This is a genomic window from Brachybacterium sp. P6-10-X1 (assembly GCF_001969445.1).
Classification (GTDB): domain Bacteria; phylum Actinomycetota; class Actinomycetes; order Actinomycetales; family Dermabacteraceae; genus Brachybacterium.
This window is the reverse complement of record NZ_CP017297.1, coordinates 3879055-3893404: the sequence shown is the minus strand read 5'-3', so window position 1 is coordinate 3893404 and position 14350 is coordinate 3879055. Positions and strand designations below refer to the sequence as shown.

Below are 14350 nucleotides of genomic sequence, written 5' to 3'. Positions count from 1 at the left end.
CCGGAGGGATCGGGCGGCCGACGGGTCAGCTGCCGGGGAAGGTCTTCTTGCGGGCGGTCTCCTCGGTGACGTCCGGCACCAGGGTCAGCAGGGAGACGCCGCCGGCGTCGCGGGTGCGGAAGTCGGCGAACATGCGGGAGATGTCCGGGGCGCCGAACTCGTCGCGCACCGGGGCGGGGACGGTCAGCATCAGGGAGGCGGCGATACCGATCGCCAAGGCGGTGCCGCCCGTGGCCAGGCCGGCGCCGGCACCGGTGGCCAGCGAGTTCACGATCACGTCGAGGAAGCCGACGACGACCAGGATCAGCCCCGCGACGACGCCGTTGGCGCGGGCCACCAGAGCCGGACGGGACAGCAGCGAGGTGCGGGCGAACAGGGAGACGGCGACGAAGCAGACGCAGACGGCGGCGTCGACGAGGTGGAGGACGGGGCCGCCCGGGGTCCGACCGGAACTCGAGGAGATCGCGGCCAGCAGATGCCAGAGCACGGCCGAGGTGTGCATGAGGACGCTGAACTCGAAGGCCCGCACCGTGTAGACCAGCCAGTCCGTGCGGCGGAACGAGATCGGCATGGTGCGCACGAAGGACCGCGAGATCATCAGCCCGAAGGCGGCGAACAGGAAGGGCAGGTAGACGAAGTCGGTGGCGAAGCTCAGCGGTGCCGCGAACTGCAGCTCCAGGGTGTTGTCGGCGAGAGCGGCGAGGACCAGGCCGCCGGCGGCGCCGGTGGCGAAGACGAACCAGGAGCGTTCCCGGCGCAGCGCCGACAGCAGCACGATCGCCAGCAGCAGCGTGGAGGTCACGGCGTCGGCGAAGGTCATCAGCGAATAGCCCCAGCCGGTGGTGAACAGTCTCCCGACGATCATCACCAGGGCCACCAGCAGGGCGACGGCGGCCGCGATGCCGATGGCGACCAGACCGATGCGGGCCACGCGACGGGCGCGGGTGCGGGGCAGGTAGCCCTCGTGGGCGCGCGGCTCCATCCCGATCAGGGCGCCGAGCAGCAGCAGGGGGACGCCGACGCCGATCCCGACGGGCGGGCCCTCGGGCAGGGACGCGAACAGGACCGGCAGGGACTGCACCAGATCGTCGATGACCACCCCGACGGCCACCAGCATCGCGGGGGCCAGTCCGGCCACCCGGACCACGCGGACGGCCCTCAGCGGCGGCCGCTTCGGGATCCAGCGCAGCAGGTGCACGGCGACGAGCGCCGCCAGGCCCACGCCGATCGCGGCCTTGCCGATGCCGTCCACGAGCACGCTGTGGGCCACCGTGAAGGTCGTGGTCATGGCCGTGGCCATGCAGATCAGGGCGAGCACGTCGCGCAGCGCGTCGAACAGGCCGAGCTCCCGGAACCGGTCCGGGAGGACGAACCCGTTGATGCCGGCCGGCGGGTCGTCGTCCTCGGCGTTGGGGGTGGTGCCGGAGCGGGCGTAGGCAAGATCGTGCGGGGTGCGCAGCGGCGCCGTGGTGGCGGGCCGGGCCGTCCCGCCCTCGGGATCCTCGGGGGAGGCGTCGGCCCCCATCCCGGACGGGGCGTCGCCCTCGGCCTCCGGATCGACCGCCGGGATCGCGCCGGTGACCGCGTCGGGCTCGGAGCCGACGGGCCGCTGCTCGGGGTCGCGGCCCGAGTGGTCGACGGTCCCGTGCTCGCTCGGCGGCCGGGCGGCCTCGGCGCGGCGCCGTGCGAGCAGCGGTGCGGAGTAGCGGTCGAACTCGGCCCGGTCGGGCAGACGTTCCGTGGGCAGGGTGTGCGGGTCGTCGCTGGCGAAGATCCAGTCCGCATCCTGGTTCTCGTCGCGGGGGCGATCCCTGTCCATCAACCTTCTCTTCCGTGGTCCGTCATGCGCGGGCCGTCGGTGATCCGGGGCCGCCTGCGCAGATGCGTCTTCGATCATAAGGACGCGAGGGCCGCCGCCCCCTGCGGCGCGCCGCAGGACCCCGGGCCGGGACCCGATGCGGGACTCCCGATGCGAGACTACAGATGCAGGCGCTTGGCGAGCTCGTGGCGGGTCTCGGCGCCGCGGGCCAGCTGCAGCAGCACCAGCGCGGCCACGCTGAGCGCCCCGCAGATGGCCGAGGGCAGCGGCGTGGTCACCCAGCGCAGGCCGAGGAACACCAGCGGGGTCAGACCCAGCAGCACCACCAGGCCGCTGTAGACGATGTGCTCGCCGACCTCCATCCGCATCAGGTGCACGATGATCATCAGCGCGAGCAGCGAGGAGGCGCACAGGATCGGCACCGCGTACGTCAGGGACCAGGCGCTCCATCCCAGCAGGTAGTCCCAGTACACGGTGACCAGCCCGACCAGGACCACGAAGTACACCGTGGACTTGGCGAGGTTGCGCCGTTTGTGCACCGCCATCAGCACCACCAGCCAGAGACCGGCGATCGCCAGCCACACCGAGCGCAGCACGCCCAGACCCGGCACGCCCGGGGTGATCAGCAGCTGCACGGCGAAGGAGACGAGGACGACGCCGATCGAGGTCAGCACGAGGGCGCGCAGCAGGCGGCGGCGGGAGAACCGCAGCGGCACGGCGGGCAGGGGGCCGACGCCGGGATCCCCCGCCAGCGGCCCGCTGCACAACGGGCAGCGGGACCAGTCGCCCTCGACATCGACCTCGCAGTCGCGGCAACGGCTCATGGCCCCCCCTCCCCCGCTGCCGCGAGCTCGGCCTCGGTGGTGCGTGCCGCGGCGACGGAGACGTCGACCCCGGCGTCGGTGAGGATCCGGACGAACTCGCGGACGTGATCGGTCTCGACGAACGGGGAGGTGAAGGAGATCGTCAGGACGTCGCCGTGGGAGATGACGGAGATCTGGGGCCGCACGGCGGAGACGTGGAACAGCAGCCGCTGCACGTGGGCGGCGGACGGCTCCGGCATCGTGACCCGGCCCAGGTTCGAGACGGCGACGGTCAGTCCCCGGTTGTTGGCCCGATTCACCTGCGACAGGATCACGTCCTTGAGCGGGCGCGGCACCACGCGCAGCAGGGGCATGCGCTCGAAGCGGAGGAAGCGGCGCAGATTGTGCTCGAGGTGGTCCGCCGAGGCCTTGGCCCGGAAGTCGCACTCCAGCGCCCGGCAGATGCGTCCCAGGGAGTCGTCCCCCTCGCCGTAGGTGTGCTGGATGCGGGTGGTGGCGAAGAAGTTCCGCGCCGAGGTGGACGGGAAGAACTGCCGCAGGTTCACCGGCACCGAGGCGGCAAGGGTGCGGGCCTTCCCCAGCCCGCCCGAGGAACGTCGGACCGCGTCGAACAGCACTGCGGTCAGGTACATCGTCAGCGCGGCGCCCTCGGCGCGGGCCAGGCCCAGCACCGGGGCGGCGGGCATGGTGAGCTCGACCAGGCGCGGACGGGAGTCCGGCGTACGGGTCCCGCGCAGATGGTGCACCGGGGAGTCCGGCGGCGCCGGCCGCTCCTCGCGGGCCTCGCTCTCGTCGTCCTCGACGTCGACCGCGACGGTCAGAGGGGCCGGAGCGGCCTCGCGGCTGAAGGCGGCGCGCTCCGCCCACGCATCGGGCCGACGGCGGCGCCGTCGGCGGCGGAAGTAGTGGACGAAGTCGTCGGTGGTCAGATGGTGGACAGGCTCCGTGGGGGCCGGTGCGGCGGCGGCCGGCGCTGCAGCGCCGTCGCGGTCGGGCTCGTCGCTGCCGGGCAGGGCGGGGTCGGGGAAGCGGCGCCGCACGTAGGCGGCGACCAGGTCGGTGAGGAACCACAGGGCGCCGGTGCCGTCGGCGAGCGCGTGGAACACCTCGAGGCTGATCCGGCGGTGATGGTGCATGACGCGGAACAGCAGCGTGCGCCGGTCGGCCTGGTAGATCGGGGCGCAGGGCGCGGTCTCCTCGGCGATCACCTGCGGCTGCAGGTCGCTGTCCTGGAGGTAGTACCAGAACACGCCGCGGCGCAGCACCGCGTGGTAGAGCCGGTAGCGCTCGTAGGTGGACTCGAGGGCCTCCTGCAGCAGCTGCGGGTCCACCTCGTGGTCCAGCTCGGCGCTCAGGCGGAACACCTTGGGGTCGACCTCGCTGCGGGCGGCCAGGAAGATGTTCGAGGCGTTGTCCAGCCGCACCCAGGCCTCGCGGCTCACAGCGGCTCCTCGAGGAACTCGTCGATCACCTCGTAGGCGTCCCGCAGGGTCCTCGAGAAGCGCGGCAAGGTGATGAAGCCGTGCAGCGCCTCGGGCACGCAGTGGATGCGCACCGCGGTGCCGGCCCCGGCCAGGGCCTGCCCGTAGGCCTCCCCCTCGTCCCGCAGCAGGTCCAGCTCCGCGGTGATCACGAGGGTCCGGGGCTGCGCGGTGAGGTCGCGCGCCATCAGCGGGGAGACGCGGGGATCCTTCCGGTGCGCGGGGTCGGGGACGTACATCTCCATGTAGTCCTGGACCTCGGTGGTGGTCAGACGGTAGTCCGCGCCGTGCTCGCGGACCGAGGCGAAGGGGCTGGTCGCCGGGTCGTGGTCCCAGTGCGTGACCGGGTACAGCAGGATCTGGCGGCGCACCCCGACGTGGCCGCGCTCGCGCAGCAGCAGGGACACGGCGGCGGCGAGGTTGCCCCCGGCGGAGTCGCCGACCAGCACGATGCGGCCGGGGTCGTCGAGGTCGGCGCGCCCGGGCTCGTCCAGCAGCAGGCGCACCACCTGATAGCAGTCCTCGAGGCCCGCCGGGAAGGGGTGCTCCGGGGCGAGGCGGTAGTCGACCGAGACGACGACGCACCCGGTGAGGTCCGCCATCGTGGCGCAGGCCGGGGTGTAGCTCTCGATGTCGCCGGTGACCCAGCCGCCGCCGTGGAGGAACAGCAGAACGTCCTCACGCCGCTTCTCGCGGGGCTGGAAGACCCGCACCGGCACGTGGCTGCCGGGGTCGCCGGGGACGGTGCGCCAGGAGGCGGCCCGATATCTCGTGCGGGGGAGCGCCGTGAGGTGGCGCTGGAGGCGGCGGACCTTCTGGTAGTCCTCGCGCATGTTCAGCCGCGGCGCGGCGAACACCCTCAGCAGCGGCCGCAGCAGCGCTCTCACGCGCTCACGGCCGGTGTCGACGGGGCGGGGCGTTCCATCGGCCCAGCATAGACGGACGGCGGAGAATGCCGACGAGCGGGCCGGGCGGGCATCGCCTCAGCGCAGCTCGCGCTTCTCGGCGGCGAAGCGCACCGCGGGCCCGACCCCGAGCCGGCCCTCCCCCATCTCGTGCACGGGGCCGATCAGCACACGGTGGGTGGCGGCATCGACGGCCTGCTGGACACGGATCGCGAAGTGGGCGAGGGTGCCCGGCAGGATCGCGTCGCCGTCGGCCGTGCGGGTGATCTCGAGGCCGCTGAACAGGCCGACCAGTGGGGCGCCCGGAGTGCCGAAACGATCGGCCAGGTGCTGTTGGTCCGCGGCCAGGACGCTGAGGCAGAAGTGCCCCGACTCCTCGGCGGCCTCGGCGACGCGGGACATGCCGTACAGGGCCACCAGCATCGTGGGCGGGTCGTAGGAGAGGTCGAGATAGGAGTCGACGGTGACGGCGATGTCGTGGCTGCCCTGTCGGGTGCTCACGACCGCCAGCCCCGCCGCGATCAGGTCGCTGAGACGGCGATACTCGGCTTCGTCGACCGGCGCGGCCTCGTCGTCCGGAGGATTCCGCGGGACGGAAGGATTCTGCGGCACGGATCAGCGGGCCGTGGGGACCATGCGGGCGCGGGCCGCGTCGGAGCCGACGACCTCCTTGCCGAAGGGGAAGCAGGTGACGGGGATGAGCTTGATGTTCGCCCAGGCGAGCGGGATGCCGATGATCGTGACGGCCTGGGCGACGGCGGTGACGACGTGGCCGATCGCCAGCCACCATCCGGCGATGACGAACCAGAGCACGTTGCCGAGCGCGCTGCCGACGCCGCCGCGACGGGTGTCGACCACCTCGCGGCCGAACGGCCAGATCACGAAGCCGGCGATCCGGAACGATGCCAGGCCGAAGGGGATCGTGACGACGAAGATGCAGGCGATGATCCCGGCGAGCACGTAGCCCAGGAACAGGGACCATCCCGCGGTGAGCAGCCAGATGATGTTCAGGATCAGGGCGAGGAGGGAGCGCATGCCGCCAGCCTAGGCATCCCGCCGGGACGCGGCCAGGGGGCCAGCCCCCGCGCGGGGGTGCGGGGAACCGTTCGGCGGCGGAGCCGCGGGAGAGCCGGCGCGTGCTCCTGGCGGGATCCGACGAGCATCACGTCCACGGCGCGGGATCCGGCGGACCGACGCGACTACCCTGGTCGCATGCCTGCTCCCGAGATCGCGCTGACCGAGCGCTTCCAGTCCGCCTTCGCCTCCGCCTTCGGGCCCGAGTACGCCGATGCGGACCCGATCATCCGTCCGTCCCAGTTCGCGGACTTCCAGTGCAATGCGGCGATGGGTCTGGCGAAGCGCCTGGGGCGGAAGCCACGCGACATCGCCACCGACATCCTGGCCGCCGTGGACCTGGACGACATCGCCGAGACGCCCGAGATCGCGGGCCCGGGCTTCCTGAACATCCGCCTGCGCACCGCATGGATCGCTGATCAGGCCGGGCAGCTGGCCGCCGACCCGCGGCTCGGTGCGCCCGTCCCGGAGCACGCGGACACCGTGGTCATCGACTACTCGGCGCCCAACGTCGCCAAGGAGATGCACGTCGGCCATCTGCGCACCACCGTGGTGGGCGACTCGATCGCGCGCACCCTGGAGAAGCTCGGGCACACGGTGATCCGCCAGAACCACGTCGGCGACTGGGGCACGCCCTTCGGCATGCTCATCGAGCACCTCCTCGAGGTGGGCGAGGACAGCGCCGAGGCGGAGCAGCTGAAGACGGACCCGAACAGCTTCTACCAGGCGGCGCGGGCGGCGTTCGACGCCGGCGGGGACTTCGCCGACCGTGCCCGGAAGCGGGTCGCGACCCTGCAGTCCGGCGACGGCGAGTCCCTGCGGATCTGGGCCCAGCTGGTGGAGCTGTCCAAGCAGTACTTCCACCGCATCTACGACATGCTCGGCGTCACGCTGACCGATGCGGACCTCGCGGGCGAGTCCACCTACAACGATCAGCTCGAGATCGTCTGCAAGGACCTCGAGGCCGAGGGCATCGCGACGATCTCCGACGGCGCTCTGTGCGTGTTCCCGGAGGGCTTCACGGGTCGGGACGAGCAGCCGCTGCCCCTGATCGTGCGCAAGTCCGACGGCGGCTACGGGTACGCCACCACGGACCTCGCCGCGGTCCGCCACCGCGTGCGCGACCTCGGCGCGGACCGCATCGCGTACGTCGTCGGCACCGCGCAGGAGCTGCACTTCCAGATGGTCTTCACGGCCGCCCGCGAGGCCGGCTGGCTGCCCGCGGAGGTCGACGCCCAGCACGTGAAGATCGGTTCGGTGCTCGGCGAGGACGGCAAGATCCTGCGCACCCGCTCCGGGGCCTCCTTGCGGCTGATGGCGCTGCTCGAGGAGGCCGTCGCGACGGCCCGCACCGTGATCGACGAGATGCGCCCGGACCTGCCCGAGAGCGAGCGGACGCAGATCGCCCACGACATCGGCATCGGCGCCGTGAAGTACGCGGACCTGTCGACCGCGCACGACTCGGACTACACCTTCGACCTGGACCGGATGCTCGCCCTCACGGGCAACACGGCCCCGTACCTGCAGTACGCGGTGGCCCGGATCCGCTCCATCTCCCGCAAGGCCGAGGCGCAGGGCATCGTCGCGGCCGCGTCCCCGCGGATCGAGAACGACGCCGAGCGGGCCCTGGCCCTGCAGCTGCTGGATTTCGGGCCGACGCTGGCGACCGTGGGCGCGGCCTACGAGCCGCACCGGCTGTGCGCCTACCTGTTCTCCCTGGCGCAAGCGTTCACCGCGTTCTACGACGCCTCCCCGATCCTCCAGGGGTCCGACGACCAGCTGCGCTCCGGGCGCCTGGCTCTCGCGCAGCTGACCGAGACGGTCCTCGTCGAGGGTCTCGACGCCCTCGGCGTGAACGCTCCGCAGCGGATGTGACGGCACGGGGCGCGGCCGGTGAGCGCCGCCCGCGCCCCGGATGTCCGATATCTACAGTCTCGAGGCCGCTTCGCCCCGCGTTGTTACCCAACCGTGCCCGTACCCAGGGAAAATCCTCTGGTTCGCCCGGCGAAGGCTTTCTAGCCTGGGTGGGTGACTCCGATCAGAACCGTCCACGTCGCCCTCTGGGTGGCGTATGCCGCTGCGGTGGCGGCCCATGTCGGGGCTCTGCTGATGGACGCGGAGCTGCTGCGGCGGATCACGCAGCCGATGTTCGCGCCGCTCCTGATCGCGGTGGTGGTGACCGCGATCCCGCGGCGCACGCGCACCAGCGTCCTGATGGTGCTGGGGCTGCTGTTCGCCTGGGCGGGCGACACCCTCGCCGGGCTCGCCGCGGAGTCCGGGCAGCTGATCGCCGTGCTCAGCTTCCTGGCTGCCCTGGTCTGCTATTCGGCGGCGCTGGCGCCGCTGTGGAACCGCACCCGGGACACGTTGCGCATCGCCCTGGCCATCCCCTACGGCGGCGTCGTGATCGGGCTGTTCGTGGCCTGCGCCGACGGCGCGGGCCCGATGCTGCCGGCGGTGGCCGCGTACGCGGTCGCGCTGGCGACCATGGCTTTCCTGTCCGCGGGCGGGAACGGCATGACCTGGACGGGCGGGACGCTGTTCCTGCTGTCCAGCTCGATGCTGGCGATGGACTGGTTCTTGCCCGGCGCCGCGATCGCGTACAGCGGCGTGTGGGTGATGATCACCTACACGATCGGCCACGCCCTGCTGATCGCCGGCATGGTCCACGCCATGCCCGCGCGGCGCTGGTCGGCGTGCGCTCCGGGGGCCGCCCTGGTGATCGTCGAGAACTGAGAGCTCTCACCCCTGCACGAAGACCCTCTCGATGAGGTCGGCCTGTTCGCGGTGGACACGCTCGATGTCTTCGCCCTTGCGCACGAGCAGCTGCAGCCCGAGGCGGCCGCTGATCTCGCGGTAGACCACGTCCACCCCGTTCTCCTCGAGCTGCAGCTTCGCCACGCGCACGTCGGAGAGGAACAGGTCGCGCATCCCCACGCTGAGGTGCACGGGCGGCAGTCCCTCGAGGCTCGCGTTGATGGGTGAGAGGTCGGGGTCGTCCAGCGGGGTGCGGCCGGCGTAGCGACGGGCCGCGTCGCGCAGCAGGCGCCGCTCGTGGACGGGGTCGGCCTGGTCGGTCTCGGTGATCCCCGCGTTGGAGAGCTCGAGGTCCAGCCAGGGGGACATGGCGATCAGGGCGGCGGGGGCGGGGACGTCGGTGCCGCGCAGACGGCGGGCGATGGAGAAGGCGAGCCCTCCCCCGGCATGCTGTCCGGCCAGCACCCATGGCTGGTCGCCGAGGCGACCGTCGGCCACGAGCGCCGTCAGGACGGCCTCGGCGTCGTCGAGCGCGACGGGGTGCTGGTGGTCCGGGGCGTTGCGGTAGTCGACCATCAGTCCGGCGCATCCACGGGCGTCGGTCTGGCGGGACAACCAGGCCCAGTCGCTGGCGAAGGGACCGGAGACGTAGGCGCCGCCGTGGAGGAAGACGATCAGCCCGCGGTCGGCGCGGTGGCGATCGAGCCAGACGGTGCGGGTGCGGCCGATCATCTCGTTCTCGACGGCATGGGTCTTCTGCACGTGGTTCGGCGGCTGCGGGCTGCGGGCCTCGCGCAGCGCCTGATGGGTCAGGGTCGAGGGGATGGGGATCCGACGAACCGCCCGTGCTCCCGTGACCACTGCCTCGCGGACGCGACCCATGACTGCCTCCTACCTGCGACCCGCGGGTCGCTTCGCTGCGGATGCCTCCAGCGTAACGAACCGGGCTGGGACGGCGGGTCCCGGCGGGCGCCGATATCCTTCGGGGCATGACGTCTCCCCTCGATCCCACCGGACCGCTCCTGGTGCTCGCCGCGATGGCGGAGGAGGCGGCGCCGCTGATCTCCCGCCTCGAGCGGCCGGCGACGCTCGAGCCACCCTTCACCGAGGGGGTCGCCGCCGTGCGGGGCACGCTCGCAGGTCTCGAGACCGTCGTGGTCACCACGGGCATCGGCATCGCGGCGTCGACCGCGGCGGCCACCTGGGGGATCCTCTCCCACCGTCCGCGCGCGATGGTCGCCGCCGGTTCCTGTGGCGGGCTCGCGGCCGACGTGGAGGTGGGGACGCTGATCGTCGGCGATGCCTTCACCTATTCGATCGCCGACGCCACGGCCTTCGGCTACGCCCCGGGGCAGGTGCCGGGCGGCCCGGAACGCTTCCTCGCCGAGGGACCGTGGGCCGATGCCGCCGAGGAGTCGGCGCGGCGCGCGGCGGGTCCGACGGTGCCCGGCGGTGAGCAGGGGCCCGGCCACCGCCGAGGGCTGATGCTCTCCGGGGACGCCTTCGTGACCGCGTCGATCGCCGAGCCCATGCGGGAGCGGTTCCCCACCGCGCTGAGCGCGGACATGGAGACCACCGCGAGCGCGCGCACCTCTGCCGCGCTGGGAGTCCCCTTCGTGGCCCTGCGGGCGGTCTCGGACCTGTGCGGCCCGGCGGCCGGGCAGCAGTTCCACCTCGAGCTCGACCTGGTCGCGGAGACGTCCGCCCGCGCCGTCGAGGAGTTCGCCCGCTCCCTCGCCGTCTGAGCGGGCGGCGGTCGACCGGGCGGCGGGTCAGCGCGCGGCGGCGTGCAGGATCTCGGCGCCGTCCACGAGGGCGCGCACGTTCGCGCTGATCCGCTCGTCGGCCCCGACGGGGCGACCGCCGGCCCCGTGCGGCGTGATCAGGAAGCGCGGGGCATCCCACAGCGGGTCCTCCGCCGGCAGCGGCTCGGGGTCGGTGACATCGATCCCGGCGCTGCCGAGGGTGCCCGCCTCGAGCGCCTCGCGCAGGGCGACCTGGTCCACCGTGGCACCGCGGCCGACGTTGATCAGCACGGCATGGTCGGGCAGGGCGGCGAGCACCTCGCGGCCGACGGCCCCGGCGGTCGCCTCGGTGGCCGGGAGGATGTCGATGAGCACGTCGACCTCGCCCAGCTCGTCCAGCACGTCGGACTCGGCGATCACCGGGTAGCCGTCGCGGGTGCCGGCGCTGCGGGCGACGCCGCGCACCTCGGCGCCCAGGGCCGTCAGCGTCGGGGCGAGGGTGCGGGCGATCTGTCCGAAGCCCCAGATCAGCACCTTCGCGCCGATCAGCGTGGTGATCCGTCCGGCGGGATGCAGCGGCTGCAGGCCGCCCAGCTCGGTGGACCACTCGTGGCGGGCCTGCGCCTCGCGGGCTTCCGGCAGGCGGCGCAGGAGGCTCAGCAGCAGCGCGAGCGCATGCTCGCTGACGGTCAGCGAGTGCAGCCCGGCGCCGGCGGCGATCGTGACGTCCGTGCGGAAGCCCGCGGCGAGGATCCCGTCGATCCCGGCCGACAGCGACTGCACCAGACGCAACCGGTCCAGGTGCTCCGCGGCGGAGGCGAGATGCCGGCGGGAGGCGCCCCAGATCACCAGGACGTCGGCGTCGTGATGCTCGGCGGGGATCTCGGCGCGGGCGTCGACGGTGACGGCCTCCCAGCCCTGGGGCAGGGCGGGGTCCAGAGGCATGGTGTCGGGGAGCAGGATCTTCATGGCCCCAGGCTACGGTGACTGCGACGTCGCCGCGAAGGATGCTCACCGCCCGGTCGTCGCGGACCGCCGAGTCCCGGTCCGATACGATCGCGAGCATGCGATCTGGCTCCGGAGCGTCCCTGACGGCCCTTGGCAGAGCGCTCGGCGACGCCGTGCACGTCGTGCGCACCGTGTCCCGGCGCACGGAACGGCGGGTGCGCCGCACCGCGATCGCGAAACCGCTGTCCACCGGCGGGTTCCTCGGCGCCTCGATGACCACCTGGGTCTCGACCTCGCCGAGCCTGCTGCCGCGCACCTGGTGGATGTGGACCGTCAACTTCGGACTCTCGCAGATCTACGGCTACGCCGGCGGGGTGGTGGCGGAGTCGGTGATCCGCCGCGTGATGGACACCCTGGGGCTCGAGGTGGACATCGCCGAGGACCGGCAGGAGCGGGCACGCTGGATCGGTGCCGGTGCGCTGCTGAGCATCTCGGCCTACTCCTGGGTTCGCGGGGTGCTGCGGCAGCGCGAGATCAGCCATCTCGTCCAGGCCGAGCCCAAGAACCTCGCCACCCACGTGGTCGGCGCGATCGGCGGGCTCTCCGCCTCGCTCAGTGCGCTGGCGGCGGTGCGCGGCGTCATCGCCACCGCGCACCTGTACCGGGCGCTGCTGCGGCCCTATCTGCCGCGCCGGGTGGTCGGCGCTCTCTCGCTGGTCCTGACCGCCGCGACCGTCACGGTGCTCGCCGAGCGCCTGCTGCGCGGCCGGGTGCTGGAGCAGATGCTCGAGCGGGCCGAGGCCGCGAACCGGCTGATCTCCCCGGACGTGCCGCGGCCGAGCTCCCCGCTGCGCTCGGGCAGCCCCGAGTCGCTGCAGACGTGGCAGTCCCTCGGCGCCCCCGGCCGCAAGATCATGTCCTCCGGGCCGACGCCGGAGACCATCGCGGCCACCACCGGGGAGGCGGCGATCGAGCCGATCCGGGTGTACGCCGGCAAATCCACCTCCCGCACCCTCGAGGAGACCGTGGACGCGGTGGTGGCGGAACTGGACCGCACCGGGGCCTGGGACCGGGAGGTGCTGGTGCTGTTCACCGGGACCGGCACCGGCTGGCTGCAGGAGTGGTCGCTGTCCGCGATCGAGTTCCTCACCGGCGGGAACTGTGCCACCGCCTCCCTGCAGTATTCGGTGTACTCCAGCGCCCTGAGCTTCCTGCTGGATCTTCGCTCCCCGCGACGGGCAGGGCATCTGCTGTTCGACGCGGTGCGACGGCGCCTGGACGCGATGGACGAGGACGCCCGACCGCGTCTGTTCGTCGCCGGCGAGTCCCTGGGCTCCTTCGGCGGGCAGGCGGCGTTCCGCGACCTGCAGGAGATGCTCACGACGGTCGACGGCGCGGTGTGGACGGGCACCCCGAGCTTCACCCCGCTGTGGCGCGAGCTCGCCTCCCGCAGCCGGGACGGCGCCCCCGCCATCGCCCCGATCCTCGAGCACGGCCGCCACGTCCGCGTGGTCACGCGACCGCGCGATCTGGAGCTCAACTACTTCGGCGGACTGTACGAGCCGTGGCAACATCCGCGGGTGGTCTACGCCCAGCACCCCTCGGATCCCGTCGCCTGGTGGCGACCGTCGCTGATGTGGGAGGAGCCGGCCTGGCTGCGCCAGCGCGTGGGCCACGACGTCACTCCCGCGATCCGCTGGTTCCCCTGGATCACGTTCTGGCAGCTCGCGGCGGACATGCCGCTGTCGATCAGCGTCACCGGCGGCCACGGGCACGCCTATCACCAGGAGATGGTGCCGATCTGGGCCGCGGTGCTCGGGCAGGACGGCACGGATCCGCACGCGCGGCGACGCCGTCACGTGGCGATCATGAAGGCCATCCGCGAGGCGAACCCGAAAGCATGATCGGCGTCCCGGGAGACCTTAGGGCCTCGCGCCGGTGGCGACCGGGCGGGCCGGGTCGGCGCTCCACTGCGACCACGAGCCGGGGAACAGCCGCACCCGCGTGAAGCCCGCGCGCTGCAGGGCGAGGACGTCGTGCGCGGCGGTCACCCCGGAGCCGCAGTAGACGATCGCCTCCTGCTCGGCTCGTACGCCGGCGGCCTCGAAGCGTCCGCGCAGCTCCTCGGGGGCGAGGAAGGCGCCGTCCTGACCGAGATTGCCGGTGAAGGGGAGGTTCACCGCGCCGGGGACGTGGCCGGCGCGCGGGTCGACGGGCTCGACCTCGCCGCGGTAGCGCTCGGGGGCGCGGGCATCGATGACCAGGGACCTCCCGGAGGCGACCTCGTCGGCCGAGGCGATCTCCGTGACGGGCCACTCACGGGCGGGCACGTCGCCGGCCGTCGGCCGTACGTCGTCGGTGGCGAGTCCGCCGTCCCAGGCCGCCAGTCCCCCGTCGAGCACGGCGGCGTCGTGGCCGAGCGCGCGCAGCATCCACACCAGGCGCCCGGCCGGGGCGCCGGTGGTGTCGTCGTAGGCGACCACGCGGGACCCGGCGGTGACCCCGGCGCGGCGCAGCGAGGCGGCGAAGTCCTCCGGTGCGGGCAGCGGGTGGCGGCCGGCGTCGGCACGGGCGGGGGCGGCCAGCTCGGTGTCGAGGTCGACGTGGACCGCGCCCGGCAGGTGCCCTGCGAGGTAGGTGTGATGGCCCTTCGACCCGTCCAGGGCCCAGCGCACGTCCAGCAGATGAAGCCGTTCCCGGCCGGAGGCGGAGGCGTCGAGCAGCTCGTGGAGCCGGGAGATGTCGATGATCGGGGCGAGCGCAGCGGGGGCCATGCCCGGGATCCTACGCGTCGCTG

General features: G+C 72.9%; 13 protein-coding genes. 4 read left to right on the top strand and 9 right to left on the bottom strand.

What is annotated here, in order from left to right; all coding sequences use genetic code 11:
• Nucleotides 1-25 precede the first annotated feature (25 nt).
• From BH708_RS17345 to BH708_RS17320, 6 genes are all read right to left on the bottom strand, one after another.
• Nucleotides 26-1819: a hypothetical protein gene (locus BH708_RS17345; protein ID WP_076810236.1), complete on the bottom strand. Its 1794-nt coding sequence runs from the start codon at nucleotides 1817-1819 to the stop codon at nucleotides 26-28.
• Between the two features lie 158 nt (nucleotides 1820-1977).
• On the bottom strand, nucleotides 1978-2643 hold the full coding sequence (locus tag BH708_RS17340; RefSeq protein WP_076810235.1) for a DUF6320 domain-containing protein: 666 nt from the start codon (nucleotides 2641-2643) through the stop codon (nucleotides 1978-1980).
• A complete protein-coding gene (locus tag BH708_RS17335) occupies nucleotides 2640-4085 on the bottom strand; it encodes an alcohol acetyltransferase (RefSeq protein WP_076810234.1) in 1446 nt (481 codons plus the stop codon). Before BH708_RS17335 ends, BH708_RS17340 begins: the two co-directional genes overlap by 4 nt.
• On the bottom strand, nucleotides 4082-5011 hold the full coding sequence (locus BH708_RS17330) for an alpha/beta hydrolase (protein ID WP_253705384.1): 930 nt from the start codon (nucleotides 5009-5011) through the stop codon (nucleotides 4082-4084). Before BH708_RS17330 ends, BH708_RS17335 begins: the two co-directional genes overlap by 4 nt.
• 96 nt (nucleotides 5012-5107) lie before the next feature.
• The gene (locus BH708_RS17325; protein WP_076810233.1) at nucleotides 5108-5641 is read right to left on the bottom strand and encodes a flavin reductase family protein; all 534 of its coding nucleotides are present in this window, start codon (nucleotides 5639-5641) and stop codon (nucleotides 5108-5110) included.
• Between the two features lie 3 nt (nucleotides 5642-5644).
• Nucleotides 5645-6064 carry a YccF domain-containing protein gene (locus BH708_RS17320; protein WP_076810232.1) on the bottom strand — a complete coding sequence of 140 codons (420 nt, stop codon included), beginning with the start codon at nucleotides 6062-6064 and terminating at the stop codon, nucleotides 5645-5647.
• A 177-nt stretch (nucleotides 6065-6241) separates the two neighbouring features.
• On the opposite strand from BH708_RS17320, the gene argS reads away from it, so the two are divergent.
• Together argS and BH708_RS17310 are read left to right on the top strand one after the other, a co-directional pair.
• Nucleotides 6242-7978 (top strand): arginine--tRNA ligase, encoded by a 1737-nt coding sequence (gene argS, locus BH708_RS17315; RefSeq protein WP_076810231.1) that lies wholly within the window; start codon nucleotides 6242-6244, stop codon nucleotides 7976-7978.
• 153 nt (nucleotides 7979-8131) lie between these two features.
• Nucleotides 8132-8839, top strand: a complete 708-nt coding sequence (locus BH708_RS17310) for a lysoplasmalogenase family protein (RefSeq protein WP_076810230.1) — start codon at nucleotides 8132-8134, stop codon at nucleotides 8837-8839.
• 6 nt (nucleotides 8840-8845) lie between these two features.
• On the opposite strand, the gene BH708_RS17305 is transcribed toward BH708_RS17310, so the two are convergent.
• On the bottom strand, nucleotides 8846-9742 hold the full coding sequence (locus tag BH708_RS17305) for an alpha/beta hydrolase fold domain-containing protein (protein ID WP_076810229.1): 897 nt from the start codon (nucleotides 9740-9742) through the stop codon (nucleotides 8846-8848).
• A gap of 107 nt (nucleotides 9743-9849) precedes the next feature.
• On the opposite strand from BH708_RS17305, the gene mtnN reads away from it, so the two are divergent.
• Nucleotides 9850-10605, top strand: a complete 756-nt coding sequence (gene mtnN, locus BH708_RS17300; protein WP_076810228.1) for a 5'-methylthioadenosine/S-adenosylhomocysteine nucleosidase — start codon at nucleotides 9850-9852, stop codon at nucleotides 10603-10605.
• Between the two features lie 27 nt (nucleotides 10606-10632).
• Here mtnN and BH708_RS17295 read toward each other — a convergent pair whose 3' ends face one another.
• Nucleotides 10633-11574: an NAD(P)-dependent oxidoreductase gene (locus BH708_RS17295; protein ID WP_076810227.1), complete on the bottom strand. Its 942-nt coding sequence runs from the start codon at nucleotides 11572-11574 to the stop codon at nucleotides 10633-10635.
• A gap of 95 nt (nucleotides 11575-11669) precedes the next feature.
• On the opposite strand from BH708_RS17295, the gene BH708_RS17290 reads away from it, so the two are divergent.
• Nucleotides 11670-13457: an alpha/beta-hydrolase family protein gene (locus tag BH708_RS17290; protein WP_083713989.1), complete on the top strand. Its 1788-nt coding sequence runs from the start codon at nucleotides 11670-11672 to the stop codon at nucleotides 13455-13457.
• An 18-nt stretch (nucleotides 13458-13475) separates the two neighbouring features.
• Here the strand turns inward: BH708_RS17290 and BH708_RS17285 are convergent, their stop codons facing one another.
• A complete protein-coding gene (locus BH708_RS17285) occupies nucleotides 13476-14327 on the bottom strand; it encodes a sulfurtransferase (RefSeq protein WP_076810226.1) in 852 nt (283 codons plus the stop codon).
• Between the last annotated feature and the right edge of the window lie 23 nt (nucleotides 14328-14350).

Coding starts and splice junctions, on each gene's coding strand:
- BH708_RS17290 (WP_083713989.1), top strand. CDS start 11,670: ATGCGATCTGGCTCCGGAGCGTCCCTGACGGCCCTTGGCAGAGCGCTC.
- argS (WP_076810231.1), top strand. CDS start 6,242: ATGCCTGCTCCCGAGATCGCGCTGACCGAGCGCTTCCAGTCCGCCTTC.
- BH708_RS17305 (WP_076810229.1), bottom strand. CDS start 9,742: ATGGGTCGCGTCCGCGAGGCAGTGGTCACGGGAGCACGGGCGGTTCGT.
- BH708_RS17340 (WP_076810235.1), bottom strand. CDS start 2,643: ATGAGCCGTTGCCGCGACTGCGAGGTCGATGTCGAGGGCGACTGGTCC.
- BH708_RS17295 (WP_076810227.1), bottom strand. CDS start 11,574: ATGAAGATCCTGCTCCCCGACACCATGCCTCTGGACCCCGCCCTGCCC.
- BH708_RS17320 (WP_076810232.1), bottom strand. CDS start 6,064: ATGCGCTCCCTCCTCGCCCTGATCCTGAACATCATCTGGCTGCTCACC.
- BH708_RS17285 (WP_076810226.1), bottom strand. CDS start 14,327: ATGGCCCCCGCTGCGCTCGCCCCGATCATCGACATCTCCCGGCTCCAC.
- mtnN (WP_076810228.1), top strand. CDS start 9,850: ATGACGTCTCCCCTCGATCCCACCGGACCGCTCCTGGTGCTCGCCGCG.
- BH708_RS17345 (WP_076810236.1), bottom strand. CDS start 1,819: ATGGACAGGGATCGCCCCCGCGACGAGAACCAGGATGCGGACTGGATC.